Consider the following 15,664-nt stretch of genomic DNA (forward strand, 5'->3'; position numbering starts at 1 on the left):
TGCGCTTGAAGTTGGCGTCCACCTCCACCTTTGTGGCGTAGGGCGCCTGGGGCCAGCCATGCCGCGCGGCCTCGATCCGCTCCATGGCGAGGTTGGCGCCCTTGACGATGCGCAGCTTGATGGGCGCGCCCCCGCGACGGCCCCGCTCGATCGCCCACGCGGTGAGCGCGCGCTGCACGCGGTGGGACTCGGGCAGATACGCCTGAAGCACGACCCCTGCCCGGAGCCGCAGGAACTCGGCCTCGTCGAGCACCTCGCGAAACGCCGTGACGGTCAGGTCGAGGTCACGGTGCTCCTCCATGTCGAGGTTGATGAACTTCGGCGTGAGGTGGCCGTCGGCGTGACGGTATTGATGCCGTAGAGCCTGCCGGTAGAGCACGCGCAGCCGCTCCTTCACGCGCTCGACGGTGTGACGAAAGGCCACCAGGTTGATCTGGCTGAAGACCGAGGAGACCTTGACCGAGATGTACTCGACGTCTTCGCGGGCCAGGAGCGCCAGGTAGGCCTCGAGCCGGCGCGCCGCTTCGCCCTCACCCAGGATCGCCTCGCCGAGCAGGTTGAGGTTCAGGCGCACGCCCGCGCGACGCCTCTCGGCTAGGTAGTGCCGGAGCTCCTCCTCCTCGGCGGGCAGGATCAGCGACTCGGTCTCGTGGCGCAGGCGGGCCACGATCGGCGGCACCACGACGCTCGGAAGATAGTGACCCATGACCCCGCCGAGCATGAGGGCGACCCGCTCCCACCACTCCATGAACTGCGGCGTGCCGTAGCGCTCGAGCAGGTAACCGAGCTGGTCGGCGATACGCTCCGGCCGTCGGCTGCGGAAGGCCTGATCGACGAGGGCGATGGTGAGCTGCTTGCCGCGCGGGTCTTCCATCATGCGGGCGAGCCGGCGCGCCTGGGTCTTCTCCTCCGGCGTCTCCTGGGCTCGGGCCTCGCGCAGCAGCGTGGCCGCCAGGTCGACGGCGCGGCCGGCGCGCTCTTTTCGCCTCATCGCGGACAAGGCCCCCATCGCTCTAGAGTTCTATTGTACGTGGGGCGGATTTAGTGTACCGGACGCCGGATGTATCCAATTCACGGCATTGGATCGACACGGATGGAGTGCTACAGGAAGGTATGTCGGTCGCGGCAGCTCAAGGTCCGCTGAGTCTCTCCGTCTGCCTCCTATTATCATATATGGTATAGTCTCTGTGACCGAGCCGACACGACACCTGCCATGAAAAAACCTTCAAACTGGGATCTCTACTTCCAGAAGCAGCTTGGCGATTCCGAACTGCGCGGGCTCGTCGCCAGGGAGCTCGAGTCCCTTCGGGTGGGGATTCAGATCGCAAGGATGCGCGAGAAGAAGCGCTTGAGCCAAGCCCAGCTTGCTGATCGAGTCGGTATGAGCGCGCCCAATATCTCCCGTATCGAGACAAGCCCGGCTCAAAATATGACTCTCGGGACGCTCGTGAAGATCGCGCGGGCACTGGGCCGCGGGGTCGAAGTCACCTTCCCAGCCCGACGCTCCCGCTAACAATTCACAGATCGAGCCATAGAAGCCCTTCGGCCCCCTCGTCCTGCCCCTCTCTCCGGATGGGGGACGTGACCCGGTATGCGCTCAGGCGGGCAGGCCGTAGTAGGCGGCGCAGTTGTCCCAGAGAATCTTGCGCTTGCTCAGCTCGGAGATGGGGAGCCGGAGGAACGACTCCACCGCCCGCGGGAATTTCGAATCGCCGTGCGGGAAATCCGTCGAGAAGACGATGCGGTCGTCGCCGATGGCGTCGATGACGTGCTTCACGGGCTCCTCGTCGCATTCCACCGACACGAAGCACTGCCGCTTGAAGTACCCGCTGGGCGGCATGGTCAACTCCTTGGCGTAGACGTCACCCAGCCACTCCGCGTGCTCGTCCATGCGCCAGAGGAGGAAGGGCACCCAGCTGCAGTTACCTTCGAGGAAGGCCACACGCAGCCGCGGATGCCGTTCCAGGATGCCGCCCGCGCAGAAGGCTCCCACCGCCAGCATCTGCTCGACGGGATGGGAGTACACGTGCTTCAGCATCGTGTTGGCGCCGAACTGCTCGCCCACCTGCCGGAGGAGCGAGCCCGAGCCCTCGTGGAATCCCAGCGGCACCTCCACCTCCTCCAGCGCGGCCCAGAGCGGCTCGTAGTAAGGATCGTGCCAGTTGCGCCCCTGCACCTCGTTCGGCCGCAGAAACACCCCGCGGAAGCCCAGCTCTCTCACGCAGCGGCGCGCCTCCGCCACCGCGTCGTTGACGTCGAAGGGCGAGATCATACCCGCTCCGATCAGGCGCTCGGGATTCTCCTGGCAGAACTCGTAGAGCCAGTCGTTGTACGCGCGGGCCATGGCCGCGGCGAGGGGCGGCTCCATGTCCGGAACCGTCAGGGCGAACAGACCACGGGAGGGATAGACCACCGCCACGTCGATACCCTCGATGTCCATCGCCTCGAGCTGCACCTTGGACGTCCACCCGCGCTCTTCGAAGGGCTTCCAGCGCTGCTGGTTGAGGGCATAGTTGTGCCCCTGACGGCGGCGGTTCCGATCGGCATCGGTCCCCGCGACGCGGCCCCACGGCTTACCCCCGTGGGCCAGCCGTAGATCGCCGACGTCCTCGGTCAGGCCGTGGGGGCTACGATCCCGGAAGGCGGGGTCGATGTAGCGCTGCCACAGGTCGGGCGGCTCGATGATGTGGATGTCACTGTCGAGGACCTTGAAGTTCTGGTGCATGAGCCACCTCCGTGAGCGCCCGCGGCGAGAGGGCGGTAGGACGGGACAGCTACAGGTACTTCGTCGGCCAGTTCATCGCGCGCCACATGTGCGCGGAGGGACTGACGTCGAACCCGAGGCCTTCCTCGGGCTGCCTGAAGTGGCGGCCCACGACGTCCGTGAACTCCTCCAGCTCGACCCGCACGTTGGGATCGAAGGAGTAGAGGTCGTTGATGCAGATCAGGCGCGCGCTCATGTACCACTGGTGATCGCGCGCGTAGCGATAGTCCCGCTCGATGTAGGCGTCGGGCTTGTAGTCCGGGCCGAACAGCCTGATGTAGGACTGGGGGTAGGCATAGCCGACGGATTCGTCGGCGAAGAAGCGCAAGGCCTGGTGGTAGCGGATGGCAAAGCTCACCTCTTCGTCCACGTATGGCTCGACGAGCTGGGCCGTCCAGTAGCCGTGGTCGCCGCGAATGAACCCCACGGCAGCAATGTCGTGCAGCAGGCACGCGAGGACGATCTTCTCGTTGACGCCGTTCTTCTGGGCGAGCCGCGCGCTCTGCATCAGGTGCTGGGTGGGGCCGAAGCGGAGCTTGAAGAAGTCGAACAGGTTCGGCTTGTCGGGCATCCGCGGCAGGCGCGGATCGTGGCCCATCAGGTACCGCTTGCCCGTGTCGGGGGGGCGGGGGATCGGCTCACGCGGGTCGCGCTCTCCCGAGGTGTAGATGACCGACTTCACGACGACCCGGTCCAGCTCCTCCATCATCGCCCGCTCGGCGGCCTCGGCCTTCTCTAATGCGTTCATGGGGGGATCATCCGTCCGCGGGCCACAACTGTCAAGGGCGAGAGGGGCGCCGCCGCGTCAGCGCGGTGCCCTTGTGCATCGCCACATGATCCGTCTTGTCGCTCCTTATCGCGTATTGCGGAGCCTCCTTGCTTGCATGGTGGGTGTAGCCCTTGTAGTTCACGTCTCGCGTGTGTACCTTGATGATCCGCCCGCTCACCCGCCCCGCCTCCGAGTTCCAACTCACGCGATCTCCGACCTTGAACCTTCTCGTCATGGCTCCCCCCCCAAGTCGTCGCCTCGAATCTGCCCCGTCCGACTCTCAATTCAGGATAACGCTGGCCGAAAGTCCACGCCCCGGCGCATAATGCACGGCCATGAAGCTCACCGTCGAATTCCCCAGCGTGTCGTACCGCGAAGGGCCGGAGGCCGTGCGGCGCTTTGCCCGCGCCGTCGAGCAGATCGGCTATGACCACATCGACGTCTTCGACCACGTCGTCATGGGCTATCCGATGGAGGGGCGCCCGCCTGGTCCTTACCAGGCGACCATGCCAATCCTGGAAGCGCTGATGCTCCTCGGCCATATCGCCGCCGTCACCTCGCGCGTGGGGCTCGGGACCGAGGTGCTCGTCCTGCCGCAGCGTCACCCGACCCTCGTGGCCAAGCAGGTGAGCACGCTCGACATGCTCGCGGGCGGCCGCGTGCGCCTGGGCGTCGGGGTGGGCTGGCAGGAATCGGAGTACGAGGCGCTGGGCGAGGACTTTCACACTCGCGGCGCGCGGATGGACGAAGCCATCCGGCTGCTCCGCGCGTACTGGAGCGAGGCGCGCGTGGAATCAGCCGGGCCGCACTATCCCATGACCGCGATGGCCATGGAGCCCAAGCCGCCGCAGGGGCGCAGTCTGCCCATCTGGATCGGCGGCATGTCGGAGCGCGCCTGGCGCCGCGTGGGCGAGCTGGGCGACGGCTGGCTGGCCAGCCGGATCACGGACGCGACCAGCGCGCAGGTGGCTATCGACGCCATCCGGCGGGCCGCCGAGGCGGCCGGGCGCGATCCCGGCGGCATCGGATGGCAAAGCATGGTCGCTCCTCCGCCACGCGATGCCGAAGGCAAGCGCTTCTATGCCCAGCACGACCGCGTGGTGGCTCGCGTGGTCGAGCTGCAGAAGATGGGCTTCGAGTGGGTGGCGCTCAACGCCACGGCCATCTTCCAGGCGGGCGCGCGCTCCGTGGACGCGATGATCGACGCGCTGGGCGTCCTCCACGGCAAGATCCGCAGCGCCGTCGGCTAATTAGCGCGAAGTATTCAGGCTCGCCTTGACTATTCCCGAGACAACGCCACCCTCACCCTGCCCTCTCCCTCTCCGAGGGAGAGGGATTTATTTTGATCCCTCGCCCCCGCAGGGGGAGAGGGCAGGGTGAGGGGGAGACCACGATGCGGTAGGCGCGCTCGTGAGGGACTCAGGCGATGGCGCCGGCGAGGCGGAGGGCGGCCAGCCTGGTGGCGTCGTAGCCGAGGAGACGCGAGAGCGTCTCGTCGGTGTGCTGGCCGATGGTGGGCACGGGCCCGACCCGGGCCGGGGTCTTGGAGAGCTTGATCGTCGCACCCGGCAGGTACATCTCCCCCGCGATCGCGTCCTCCATCTTCACCAGCATCTCGCGCTGCCAGAGGTGCGGATCCTGGGCGACCTGGGGGATCGTGCGCACCGGCGCCGAGGGGATCCCGACCTCGAGGAGGCTCTCGCAGATCTCCTCCGTCGTCCGCCCGGCGCACCACTTGTCGATGAGCACCCGCCGATCGTCGGGCCCCGTGCTGCCCGCCATGGGCGTGGTGTCGCCCTCGGCGCTGGCGCCGCGGACGATCTGCATCAAGCGCGCGGCCATGTCCCGACCCGCGGCAGCGATGACCACGAAGCCGTCCTTGGTCTTGTAGGGCGGCCGGCCACCCTCGCCGCCTTCCTTGCCGGTGGCGAGGTAGTACGAGGTCGGGATCTCGACCATGGTCAGCGCGGAGTCGAGCAGGCAAACGTCGACGACCTGCCCCTCGCCCGTGCGCTCGCGATGACGAAGGGCGGCGAGCGTGCCGATCGTCGCGTGGAGCGCGGTGTAACGATCGACGACGGACGATGCGGTGCCGATGGGCTTGCCTTCCTGCTGGCCGGTCAGCGTCATGAGGCCGCTCATGGCCTGGCCGAGCGAGTCAAAGGCCGGCCGCTCCGTATAGGGCCCGTACTGGCCGAACCCCGACACCGAGACGAGGATGATCCCGGCGTTCAGCGCGGCCAGCCGCTCGTAGTCGAAGCCCATGGCGCGCATGACGCCCGGGCGGAAGTTCTCGAGCACAATGTCGGCCTTGGCCACGAGGGCGGCGAAGACCTCCTTGCCTTGGGCACTCCTGAGATCGAGACAGACGCTCTTCTTGCCGCGGTTGTAGACGGAGAAGTACACGCTCTGGCCGCGCACGAGGGGCGGGTGCTTGCGCGTCTCCTCCCCGCCCGGCGGCTCGATCTTGATCACCTCGGCCCCGAGATCGGACAGCAGCATGCCGCCGCGCGGGCCCGCCTGGAAGCGCGCCAGCTCGAGTACGCGGATGCCGTCGAGGCAGCCGTTCATGGCCGCAGGCTAGTGGGGCGAGGCGGCAACGTCAAGGGGGCACATTGAAGAGCGCGGGCGTGAGTGGTATCTCCTGGGAAGCGGCATCTACCCGCAGTGATGGAGGAGCGATATGGCGAACCGTGGCATCGAGGCTGTACGCGCGCACCTGGCGAAGCTTCCCCCGTCGGACTCGCTGACCATCGCGGAGCGGCGTGCCCAGTACGAGCGCGCGGAAAAGGCGTTCCCCACTCCGCCGGAGGTCAAGGTGGAGCGCGTGACGGCGCCGATAGTTCCCGCGGAGTGGCTGCGCCCGCCCTCAGCGGAGGCGGGCCGGGTCGTGCTCTATCTCCATGGCGGGGGCTACGTGATCGGCTCGCCCCGTTCTCATCGCCACCTGGCCGCGGCGATCGCGCGCGCGGCGGGGGCCAGCGCGCTCTTGCTCGACTATCGGCTCGCGCCCGAGCACCCTTTCCCCGCCGCCGTTGACGACGCCGTGGCCTGCTACCGCTGGCTGCTCGAGCAGGGCATCTTGCCGGAGCAGATCGTGATCGCGGGCGACTCCGCGGGCGGCGGGTTGACCGTGGCCATGCTGGTCGCGCTGAGAGACGCGCGCGTCCGGCTGCCCGCCGGCGGCGTGTGCATCTCTCCCTGGGTCGATCTCACCTTCAGCGGCGGCAGCTACCAGACGAAGGCCGCCGCCGATCCGATCGTGGCGCGTCCAGGGATCGACGAGATGGCGCGGGCCTACCTCGGCGCGACGGATCCGCGCACGCCGCTGGCCTCTCCGGTGTTCGCCGACCTGCGCGGCCTGCCGCCGCTACTGATCCACGTCGGCAGCGACGAGGTGCTCCTGGACGATGCCGCCCAGCTCGCCGATCGGGCCAAGGCGGCCGGGGTGCCGGCGACGCTCGAGGTGTGGGACCGCATGGTCCACGTCTGGCACTGGTTCCTGCCCATGCTCGAGGAGGCGGAGACGGCTATCGAGACCATCGGCCGGTTCTGCAAGACGCGAATGAGCTGAGAAGCGGTCGCCAAATTTGCGGGTGGAGTCCCGATTCGTGTGGAAAACGGAAAGGGCGCATTCTTCTCGTTGGTGAAATTAGCGATCAACGCGCACCTGGCAGGGCGGAAGATCGCTGCCGTGCTCAGCCAGCACACGGCAGTAGCGGCATGATGATCATACGCGCGGCGCTCGCGGCGGCTCTCGCCCTCGGTGTACTCGCCGCGCCCCTCCCCTCCCCCGCGCAGCAAGAAACGAAAGTCTGGCGCATCGGCTTTTTCTACTTCGGGTCGCGACAGTCCTCTTTGGACACGGGCCGCTACAACTCATTTCTGCAAGGAATGCGCGAGCTCGGGTATATCGAGGGAAAGAATTTCGTCATTGAGGCGCGTTTTGCGGACGGAAAGAGGGAGGCCCTTCCCGGACTGGCCGCGGAACTGATAGCGAGAAAAGTGGACGTGATTGTGGCGACGGGAACCCCTGTTAACAGCGCGTTGCAGAAGGCGACCAGGACCCTTCCTATCGTGAGCACCGTCTCGTCCGATCCGGCCGGAGACGGCTCCGCCGCAAGGCTTGCGCGGCCCGGCGGAAATATCACCGGACTGAGCAACTTTGCACCCGAACTGGGCCAGAAGCAGGTGGAACTCCTGACAGTCTGCGTCCCAAAGTTGTCCCGGTTCGCGGTGCTGGTGAACCCATCCAATCCGGAGCACTTAGGGCGGCTAAAGCTCGTCGAGTCCGCCGCCGGGAAAGTCGGCATTCGCATTCTGGCGGTGGACGGCGGTACTCCAGACGAGATCACGCGCGGCTTCGGCGCCATGGCGCGTGATCGCACCCAGGCCGTGCTCGTTCTGGGCGATACGTTTTTTCTGCAGCAGGTGAGGCAGATCGCAGAGCTGGCGCTCAAGCATCGGCTGCCCTCCATATTCCTCAACCTGGAACATGTCGAAACGGGCGGCTTAATGAGCTACGGCCCGAACTTCACCGACAATTTCCGCCGTGCCGCAAGGTACGTGGACAAAATCCTCAAGGGCGCGAAGCCGGCAGACTTGCCCATCGAGCAGCCGACGAAGTTCGAGCTGGTGATCAACCTCAAGACCGCCAAGGCCCTCGGGCTAACCATCCCGCAATCGCTGCTGCTGCGGGCGGATCAGGTCGTTCAGTAGGGGACAAACACGGCATTCCGGAAGAGCGCCGCCCGATTTCAGCATCACGCGGGACACCACCAATTTGCTTGCGCGGGAAGACAATCGTCCATACACCACCCTGGTGCGGTTCGAGTGGGATCCGCGCAAGGTGGATGCAAACCTCCGCACTCACGGGATTGGCTTCGCGGAGGCGGTCACGTCTCAGAAGACGCCTTCGCGCTGACCCGTGAGGATCCCGATGCCGTGGGAGAAGAGCGGTTCGTGACCCTGGGCTTGAGCGACCAGGCGAACCTGCTCGTCGTTGTGTACGCGTATCGGGAGCCCGACATCATTCGAGTGCTCTCCGCGTGGAGGACGAACAGGCGGCAGAGGGAGCTCTATGAAGAAGGTCGTAGCTGAGGGGTATCGGGACATTGATTTCTCCCGCGGGAAGTGCGGCCCGGTCATCTCACCCGAGCCGGGCAAGACGAAGATTTCCATTCGGCTAGACAACGTAGTGCTCAAGTACCTTCGGAATCTGGTGCACAACGCGGGAGGGGGCAACTATCAGACTTTGATCAACGACGCTCTTCTCGAGCACGTCAACCGGCGGTCAACTCTCGATGTCGTGCGACAAGTCGTGCGGGAAGAGCTCGCACCCTACGGGACTGCGCGGGGATCGAGACGGCGCAGTCCGTACAAGGGTCGCTAACGCCTATCCCTTCAGGCGGAGGAGGCGGCGCGCGTTGCCCTCGTAGATCTTGGCCTTGTCCAGGTCGCTGGCCCGCATCCGCTCCATGGCGGCGATAGTGTCGCGGATGAACCCCGGTCCCTTCTCGGGGTCGAAGGGGAAATCGGTGCCGAACAGCACGTGATCGGCGCCGAAGAAGGCGAGCCCGCTCTCCATGGCGTGCCAGGCCCCGAAGAGGGCGGTGTCGCCGTAGAACATGCGGAAGTAGTCGATGGGTCGTCGCTTGAGCCGTCCGAGGGCGCCTCCGTCATCCGGGTCATCGCTCCGGGCCCCGAGCTGATCGAGCCCGCCGCCGATCCGCCCCTCGCAGAACGGGACCATGGCGCCCAGGTGATGCGTGATGATGATGAGTCCGGGGTGGCGATCGAAGAGGCCGGAGAAGACGAGGCGGCCCATGGCCACGCTGGTCTCGTACGGCCAGCCGAAGGCCCACCAGAGATCGTACTTCGACCGCGGCTCGCCGGCATAGTCCGCGAAGGTCGCGGGACGGGCGGGATGCATCCAGATGGGCAGCCCCCGCTCCGCCATGCGGGCGAAGATCGGCTGATACTCCGGCTGATCGAGGGCTCGGCCATTGACGTTGGTAAAGATCTGCACCCCCGTCGCGCCGAGATCGTCGATGGCACGCTCCAGCTCGGTGAGGGCGGCCTCGGGATTGTTCATGGGTAGCGAGGCGACGAAGCCGGGGAAGCGGTGGGGGTGACGCTCGACGATGGCCGCCATCTCGTCGTTGGCGATCCTCGCCAGCTCTGGACTGGTCGCCGGCGGGGCGACCACCTCGATGGGCGGGTTGGCGAGCGTGAGCACCTGAACGTACCCATCCCAGCGATCCATCATGGTGAAGCGCAGGTCAAGGTCTACAAGCACGGGAATCCCTGACATGCGCTTCTGCAGCGCGAGCCCTGGCGGCGCCACCGCGAGCAGGCGGTCGAAGTACTTTCGCGGCAGGATGTGCGGGAAGACGTCGATCTTCACGGTGGGGGCCCTGCCATTCACCCCCTCATCTACTCAGCCCTCGCCTCAGGGCTCCGCCCTTCAGCTCGAACTGCGGCCCTCTCCCCCGATGGGGGAGAGGGATCAAGTTGGGGCCGCTCAGCTCGAGCGGCGACCTTCTGCCCCGCTTGGGGGAGAGGGATTGAAGGGGCGAGGGCCCGTGTGCCGTAGCGGTGGTAGCACTGCACGGCATTGTCCCAGAGGAGCTTCCGTCGGGCCCTCTCCGAGATCGAGGTCCAGCCCAGGACAGCGTCCACCGACTTCGGGAACCAGCTCTCCGAATGCGGGTAGTCGGTCGCGAACATGAGGGTGTCCTCGCCGAGCGCCTCCAGGACATGGCGCAGCGACTGCTCACCCTCGTGGAGCTGGATGCTCTGGAAATACTGTGGCCCGCGAATGTACTCGCTCGGCTTCTGCTTGAGGGGCGGCAGGGCGTGGCGGGACATCTCGGCCAGCTCGTCCAGCCGCGAGGCCCAGAAGGGCAGCCAGCCGTGCCCACACTCGAGCGCGGTGAGACGCAGCTGCGGGTAGCGGTCCAGCACGCCCGCGCCGATCAGCGCCGCCATGTTGCGCTGCGCGTTCCACACGTGGCCGGCGGCGCGCTGGAGAAAGACGTTGTCCCAGGTGTCCCACATGCCGGGAGGGTACGGGACGGTCATGGTGAACGAGTGGATGACCACCGTGAGGTCGTGGGCCTCGGCGGCCGCCCAGATCGGCTCCCACGCCGGGTCGTCGAGCGACAGCTCGGGCGGACAGATCGGAAAGATGCCGACCGGCCACGGCTCCTTCCCCCAGCGTTCGATCTCGGCCACCGACGAGGCGGCGTCGCGGGCCGAGACAAGGACGAGACTCGTCAATCGCTCCGGATAGGGCGCGCAGTAGTCTGCGAGGAAGCGGTGATACGCCCGATACATCGCCTGCTCGAGCGCAATGTCGTCAAGGCCAGCACACGCGGGCACGCCACCCGAGGGCAGGATCATGTTCACGTCGATGCCCTCGATGTCCATGTCCTTCACCCGCGCATGCGGATCGAAGCTCACGCGATCGGTGGGAAACGGCGGGCCCTGCCACCGGACATCCCATGGCGTGCCGCCGTCCCGGGCGCCACGTGTCGCCGCGGTGGGCGGGGCGACCCGCTCCCGCGAGCCGAGGAGCCGATCGAGCTTGGGCCGCTTGCCGATCAGGTATCGCGACATCCCGGCCTTGGCCGGGGCACGCCCGACCAGGGGCCCGAGCGCCGCGAGCTTGGCCCGATCGGCCGCCGCCAGATACTCCTCGATCGGCTCGACCGGCTCGATGATGTGGGTGTCCGCGTCGAAGATGCGGTAGCCATCGCGCGCCATAGCCATTCCTCCTTCAAGTAACTCGCCTCAGACGACGGGCCCCCTGATCTACCCAGCCCTCGCCTCGCGGCTTTGCCGCTCAGCTCGAACCGCGGCCCTCTCCCCCGCGACGGGGGAGAGGGATGAGATCAGCAACGTCACCCATCCCTCCTTCTCCTGATCCCTCTCCCCCACCGGGGGAGAGGGTAGGGTGAGGGGGCATACGTTTACGGCCGGGTGAGCACGTCCACGAGGGCGGGGCGGCCCTCGTCCTTGACCACGCGCAGCGCGCGTCGAAGGGCGGGGCCAACGGCCTCCGCGCTGTCCAGCGGCCCCTCGGCGTGGACGCCGAAGCCCTGCGCGATGCGCGCGAAATCCGGCGCCGGATCGTCGATGCGGATCCCCACCACCTTGTTCTCCACGGGCCGGCCGCGCGTCTTGGCCACGGCTTCCTGGTGCTCCTCGTCGTTCCCGTACGTCCGATTGTTGAACATGACGGTCAAGAGGGGCAGCCGGTGGTGCGCGGCGGTGTAGAGCCCGCTCACGACGTAGAGCAGGTCGCCGTCGGCCTGGAGGTTGACACAGAGCTTGCCCGAGTCGGAATGGGCCAGCGTCACGCCAAGCGCGGCGGGAAGCCCGTAGCCGAGCCCCGCGCCTCCACTGCCGCCGCAGGCCCGCTCGGGCTGCCAGTCCCAGAGCCGGCGCGCCCAGCCCTTCCCGGTGCCGTTGGCGAGAATCCAGTCCTCGTCCTTGATGACCTGCCACACCTCGGCCGCGAGCACGGAAGGGGCCAGCGGCTTCGACGAGCGCTCGAGACTCACCGCGCCCTGCCACTCGGCGCTGAGCGCGGCGTGCCGGAGGGCGATGCGCTCCGCGCGGGCCCGGCGCGCCGCGGCGGCGCCGTCGTGCCGGAGCCGATCCTCGACGGCCGCCACCAGCGTGGGCAGCGCGAGGGCGGCGTCGGCCGCGATGGGCAGGTCCACGGGGACCAACGACTGGTAGGTCTGCGCCCAGCTCCGGGCCGCGTAGTCCTCGAGCGAGATCGAGATCACGCGGACGCTCTCGTTCAGCAGGCGTACCTCGCGCGTGCTCCGATCGGTGTGGCCGAGGGCGTTCAGGAAGCTCGAGACATCGAGGGCGAGGATGAGGTCGGCCTCGCGCACGACCTCGTCTCGCGCCCCGCTCATGTCGAGGGGGTGACGGCCGGGGACGCTCGGTCGCCCCTGGGACTCGGCGGACAGATCGACCATGGGCGCGGCGAGGAGCTCGGCGAGACGGCACAGGGGCGCGGCCACGCCCGGACGGCGCCCGAGATTTTCCACCACGATCACCGGGTAGCGCGCGTCGGCGAGGCGGCGAGCCGCGTCGTCGATGGCGCGCGGGTCGGCGTGCGGCGGCGTGGCCGGCTGAAAGCGCGCGACGTCGGGCAAGGGAACCGGATGCGCGAGCGCCTCCTCCTGCAACGCGGCGTCGAGGCACAGGTAGACCGGCCCCTGCGGCTCCGTACGGGCGAGCCGCCACGCGCGCAGAAATGCCTCGGGAATGGCGGCCACGCTCGCCGGCTGGTCGTCCAGCTTGACGTAGTCGCGGACCTGGGTCCCCTGCACGAGGGCGGTGTGGATCCAGTCGATCCAGGGCCGGCGCTTCGTGGCGTCCATGGGCCCGGTGGCGCCGAGCACGAGGATGGGGGCTCGATCGCAGAAGGCATTGAAGATGGCCATGCTCGCGTGCTGGAGGCCCACGATGTCGTGGACGACGGCGGCCATGGGCGTCCCTTTCGCCTTGGCATAGCCGTGGGCGAGGGCGACGGCGATCTCCTCGTGGGTGGTGAGCACGAGCTCGGGCCCGCGCGGGCCCGCATGGTTCACGAGGGAGTCGTGAAGGCCGCGGAAGGTCGCCCCCGGGTTGATGGCGACCTTCTCGACCCCGACGGCCTGAAGGAGATCGACGACGAGGTCAGACCCGTATCCCGCCGTCGCGCGGTCGCTCAGTCGCCCGCCGGGCACAACGGTCAGCGCCCCGTGGGCGCGGCGGCGGCGTCAGCCTTCAGGAAGTCGGCCTCGGTGAACCCGTAGAGCTGTCCTCCTCCCGCGAGGATCTGCGCGGCGATCCTGCGGGGCACGTTCTTGAGGAGATTGTCCGCCACGTGGGGGAAGTTGGAGTCGAAGTGCGGATAGTCCGTGGAGATGCACATCCGGTCGGCGCCGATGAGTCCGGCGGTGGCCTCGATCTCCGGCTCGCTGCCCTCCACGGCCGCCCAGCAGTTGCGCCGGAAGTACTCCCGCGGGGTCAGGGCCAGGTAGGGGGCGTGCGAGTCACGGTACTGGGGGTAGTCCCACTCGATGCGCGACAGGAGGCCGGGCACCCAGGAGTTCTGGGCTTCCAGGAATCCCACCCTCAGCTTGGGATGGAACTCGAACACGCCGCCGATGATCATGGCGATCATGGCCTGCTGCATCTCGATCCAGTGGCTGGCCACGTGCCGGTAGAATCGGTTCTCGCCGTAGAGGGGAATCATCCGCGAGTACACGGCGCTCACCCCCTCGTGAAAGCCCCAGGTCACGTTCAGCCCTTCGTGCACGCTGTAGAGAGGGTCCCAGTAATTCGAGTGCCAGTAGTGATCATTGATCAGGTTCGGCCGGATGAACGACCCTACCGCTCCGAGCTTCGCGCACCGCACGAGCTCCTGGCAGGCCAGGTGCACGTCGTGCACGGGCAGCATGGCCACGAACTTCAAGCGATCGGGACTGTACTGGCAGAACTCGTGGATCCAGTTGTTGTAGGCCTGGCAGAGGGCCAGGGAGAGCTGGGGATCCATGTTGTCGCGGGCGATGAGGCTGAGGCCGCCCGTGGGATAGAGCACCGCGATATCGACCCCCTCCTGCTCCATGCCCATGACCTGGGCCTCGGCGTTGTAGTCGCGCTCGACGGCGAAGTCGAGCCGGCCCGTGTCGGCGAGGCGCGATCCGGAGAGGGGCTGGGTGCTCTGGGTGGGGCCACGACGGATGCGCTTCCGGTATTGCTGCAGCTCGGAGTCCGAGGTGGGGAGGCCGTCGATGACGGTTAGGCCGGAGGGGCCGCGATTCGGGCGGCCGTCCGTTCCCACGGGCACGCTGACCCGGTGCTTGAACTTCGGATCCAGATAGCGGTCGAAGAGATCGGGCGGCTCCATGATGTGCATGTCGGAGTCGACGAAGCGCAATCCATCTTTCATGTCACCCTCCTCGGCATGGCCGGACGTGAGGCGCTGATTTCGGGGCTGTAGCGGAGAAGCTATCACATTTGCGCGGGCACGTCAGATCATGCTGCGGCCTGACCATCGCGCTCTCGGTCGCGCCGGTTCGGGCTACTCGTCGGGCCGGCGCGAGCGTGCTTGTCCCGAGCACCGCCGCGCCCTGTGTGAGCACGTCCCGACGAGTGAGGCTCATCGTGGTCCTCCCGGCGCCCCGCCGTTCGAGTTGAGGGACGGCCCCAGCCGTCGCGAGACGAGGGCTGAGCAGATTCGAGTTGAGCGGCAACCCGCGGCCAGCGCGAGACGAGAGCTGAGTGGATTCGCGCGCTCATGATGCGCCAATCAGGCCGGGCGGGCAACCAGGAGATCGTAGATCTCGAGAGCGAGACGGCCGAAGTCGGCCGAGGCGCGCGCCTCGACCGTGCGAGGCCGCGGGAGATGCACGGGACAGATGCGCGCGACCCGCCCGGGACGGGGGGACATGACCACGACGCGGTCGGCGAGAAACACGGCCTCGGGGATCGAGTGGGTCACGAAGAGGATGGTCTTGGAATCGCGGCCGATCGTCCCACGGGAGTCCTCGCCCCAGACCCGCAGGAGCTCGAGATTCATCTCGTCGCGGGTCATCGCGTCGAGGGCGCCGAAGGGCTCGTCCATCAAGAGCAGGGGCGGATCGAGCAGCAAGGCCCGGCAGAGGGAGGCCCGCTGCTGCATGCCGCCGGACAGCTCGCGCGGCAGCTTGGCCTCGAAGCCCCCGAGCCCGACCAGCCGCAGCAGATCGCGCGCGCGGTCGCGGTAGCGCCTCGGCTCGAGGCCGGCCAGCTCGGCGGGCAGCAATACGTTGTCGAGGACGGAGCGCCACTTGAGCAGGACGGGCGCCTGGAAGACCATGCCGACTTCCGCGACGGGCCGCGTCACCGGGCGGCCGTCCACCGTCACGTCGCCGCGAGTGGCGGGCCTCAGCCCGGCCACGATGCGCAGCAGGGTGGACTTGCCGCAGCCGCTCGGGCCAACCAGGGCCACGAACTCGCCGCGCCGCACGCCGAAGGAGATGTCCCGCAGGGCCTCGACGGGACCGCTCTGCGGCTCATACGTCATCCCCACCCGGTCCAGCGCGATGAAGTCGGGCGGCGGCGTACCGCCCCCTCACCCT

At 67.6% G+C, this 15,664-nt stretch carries 15 protein-coding genes; 5 read left to right on the top strand and 10 right to left on the bottom strand.

Features of this window, described 5'->3' with window-relative positions:
- Nucleotides 1-991 (bottom strand): proline dehydrogenase family protein (locus VGT00_21425; protein HEV8533992.1); only part of this gene is annotated, 991 nt, incomplete at its 3' end.
- Nucleotides 992-1,213: 222 nt separating this feature from the next.
- Between VGT00_21425 and VGT00_21430 the strand changes: the two genes are divergently transcribed.
- Entirely contained in the window at nucleotides 1,214-1,513 is a 300-nt protein-coding gene (locus VGT00_21430) for a helix-turn-helix transcriptional regulator (protein HEV8533993.1), read from the top strand.
- An 84-nt stretch (nucleotides 1,514-1,597) separates the two neighbouring features.
- Here VGT00_21430 and VGT00_21435 read toward each other — a convergent pair whose 3' ends face one another.
- From VGT00_21435 to VGT00_21445, 3 genes are read right to left on the bottom strand one after another with little or no spacing between them, the layout of a single operon-like run.
- Nucleotides 1,598-2,725 (bottom strand): amidohydrolase family protein, encoded by a 1,128-nt coding sequence (locus tag VGT00_21435; protein ID HEV8533994.1) that lies wholly within the window; start codon nucleotides 2,723-2,725, stop codon nucleotides 1,598-1,600.
- A gap of 49 nt (nucleotides 2,726-2,774) precedes the next feature.
- A complete protein-coding gene (locus tag VGT00_21440; protein HEV8533995.1) occupies nucleotides 2,775-3,512 on the bottom strand; it encodes a hypothetical protein in 738 nt (245 codons plus the stop codon).
- A gap of 31 nt (nucleotides 3,513-3,543) precedes the next feature.
- Nucleotides 3,544-3,768, bottom strand: a complete 225-nt coding sequence (locus VGT00_21445) for a DUF2945 domain-containing protein (protein HEV8533996.1) — start codon at nucleotides 3,766-3,768, stop codon at nucleotides 3,544-3,546.
- A gap of 100 nt (nucleotides 3,769-3,868) precedes the next feature.
- Here VGT00_21445 and VGT00_21450 point away from each other — a divergent pair, with 100 nt between their 5' ends.
- On the top strand, nucleotides 3,869-4,783 hold the full coding sequence (locus tag VGT00_21450) for an LLM class F420-dependent oxidoreductase (protein ID HEV8533997.1): 915 nt from the start codon (nucleotides 3,869-3,871) through the stop codon (nucleotides 4,781-4,783).
- A 169-nt stretch (nucleotides 4,784-4,952) separates the two neighbouring features.
- Here the strand turns inward: VGT00_21450 and VGT00_21455 are convergent, their stop codons facing one another.
- Complete coding sequence (locus VGT00_21455; protein HEV8533998.1) at nucleotides 4,953-6,104, bottom strand: CoA transferase; 1,152 nt, start codon at nucleotides 6,102-6,104, stop codon at nucleotides 4,953-4,955.
- Between the two features lie 112 nt (nucleotides 6,105-6,216).
- Between VGT00_21455 and VGT00_21460 the strand changes: the two genes are divergently transcribed.
- The 3 genes from VGT00_21460 to VGT00_21470 all read left to right on the top strand — a co-directional run bounded on the left by VGT00_21460 (nucleotide 6,217) and on the right by VGT00_21470 (nucleotide 8,925).
- Nucleotides 6,217-7,107 (top strand): alpha/beta hydrolase, encoded by an 891-nt coding sequence (locus VGT00_21460; protein ID HEV8533999.1) that lies wholly within the window; start codon nucleotides 6,217-6,219, stop codon nucleotides 7,105-7,107.
- Between the two features lie 149 nt (nucleotides 7,108-7,256).
- Nucleotides 7,257-8,252, top strand: a complete 996-nt coding sequence (locus VGT00_21465) for an ABC transporter substrate-binding protein (GenBank protein ID HEV8534000.1) — start codon at nucleotides 7,257-7,259, stop codon at nucleotides 8,250-8,252.
- Between the two features lie 361 nt (nucleotides 8,253-8,613).
- A complete protein-coding gene (locus VGT00_21470) occupies nucleotides 8,614-8,925 on the top strand; it encodes a BrnA antitoxin family protein (GenBank protein HEV8534001.1) in 312 nt (103 codons plus the stop codon).
- 3 nt (nucleotides 8,926-8,928) lie between these two features.
- Here the strand turns inward: VGT00_21470 and VGT00_21475 are convergent, their stop codons facing one another.
- The 5 genes from VGT00_21475 to VGT00_21495 all read right to left on the bottom strand — a co-directional run bounded on the left by VGT00_21475 (nucleotide 8,929) and on the right by VGT00_21495 (nucleotide 15,609).
- Nucleotides 8,929-9,960: an amidohydrolase family protein gene (locus VGT00_21475; GenBank protein ID HEV8534002.1), complete on the bottom strand. Its 1,032-nt coding sequence runs from the start codon at nucleotides 9,958-9,960 to the stop codon at nucleotides 8,929-8,931.
- Nucleotides 9,961-9,968: 8 nt separating this feature from the next.
- Nucleotides 9,969-11,300: an amidohydrolase family protein gene (locus VGT00_21480; protein HEV8534003.1), complete on the bottom strand. Its 1,332-nt coding sequence runs from the start codon at nucleotides 11,298-11,300 to the stop codon at nucleotides 9,969-9,971.
- 206 nt (nucleotides 11,301-11,506) lie between these two features.
- Nucleotides 11,507-13,285 carry a thiamine pyrophosphate-dependent enzyme gene (locus tag VGT00_21485; protein HEV8534004.1) on the bottom strand — a complete coding sequence of 593 codons (1,779 nt, stop codon included), beginning with the start codon at nucleotides 13,283-13,285 and terminating at the stop codon, nucleotides 11,507-11,509.
- 5 nt (nucleotides 13,286-13,290) lie between these two features.
- Nucleotides 13,291-14,493, bottom strand: coding sequence for an amidohydrolase family protein (locus VGT00_21490; protein HEV8534005.1), 1,203 nt, complete (start codon nucleotides 14,491-14,493; stop codon nucleotides 13,291-13,293).
- 360 nt (nucleotides 14,494-14,853) lie between these two features.
- Entirely contained in the window at nucleotides 14,854-15,609 is a 756-nt protein-coding gene (locus VGT00_21495) for an ABC transporter ATP-binding protein (protein HEV8534006.1), read from the bottom strand.
- Nucleotides 15,610-15,664 lie beyond the last annotated feature (55 nt).

The sequence above is a fragment of the Candidatus Methylomirabilota bacterium genome, from assembly GCA_036002485.1.
GTDB lineage: Bacteria > Methylomirabilota > Methylomirabilia > Rokubacteriales > CSP1-6 > AR37.

Bases quoted from the DNA above. Each gene is read 5' to 3' on its own strand.
- VGT00_21430 (HEV8533993.1), top strand. From the start codon at position 1,214: ATGAAAAAACCTTCAAACTGGGATCTCTACTTCCAGAAGCAGCTTGGC.
- VGT00_21435 (HEV8533994.1), bottom strand. From the start codon at position 2,725: ATGCACCAGAACTTCAAGGTCCTCGACAGTGACATCCACATCATCGAG.
- VGT00_21440 (HEV8533995.1), bottom strand. From the start codon at position 3,512: ATGAACGCATTAGAGAAGGCCGAGGCCGCCGAGCGGGCGATGATGGAG.
- VGT00_21445 (HEV8533996.1), bottom strand. From the start codon at position 3,768: ATGACGAGAAGGTTCAAGGTCGGAGATCGCGTGAGTTGGAACTCGGAG.
- VGT00_21450 (HEV8533997.1), top strand. From the start codon at position 3,869: ATGAAGCTCACCGTCGAATTCCCCAGCGTGTCGTACCGCGAAGGGCCG.
- VGT00_21455 (HEV8533998.1), bottom strand. From the start codon at position 6,104: ATGAACGGCTGCCTCGACGGCATCCGCGTACTCGAGCTGGCGCGCTTC.
- VGT00_21460 (HEV8533999.1), top strand. From the start codon at position 6,217: ATGGCGAACCGTGGCATCGAGGCTGTACGCGCGCACCTGGCGAAGCTT.
- VGT00_21465 (HEV8534000.1), top strand. From the start codon at position 7,257: ATGATGATCATACGCGCGGCGCTCGCGGCGGCTCTCGCCCTCGGTGTA.
- VGT00_21470 (HEV8534001.1), top strand. From the start codon at position 8,614: ATGAAGAAGGTCGTAGCTGAGGGGTATCGGGACATTGATTTCTCCCGC.
- VGT00_21480 (HEV8534003.1), bottom strand. From the start codon at position 11,300: ATGGCGCGCGATGGCTACCGCATCTTCGACGCGGACACCCACATCATC.
- VGT00_21490 (HEV8534005.1), bottom strand. From the start codon at position 14,493: ATGAAAGATGGATTGCGCTTCGTCGACTCCGACATGCACATCATGGAG.
- VGT00_21495 (HEV8534006.1), bottom strand. From the start codon at position 15,609: ATGACGTATGAGCCGCAGAGCGGTCCCGTCGAGGCCCTGCGGGACATC.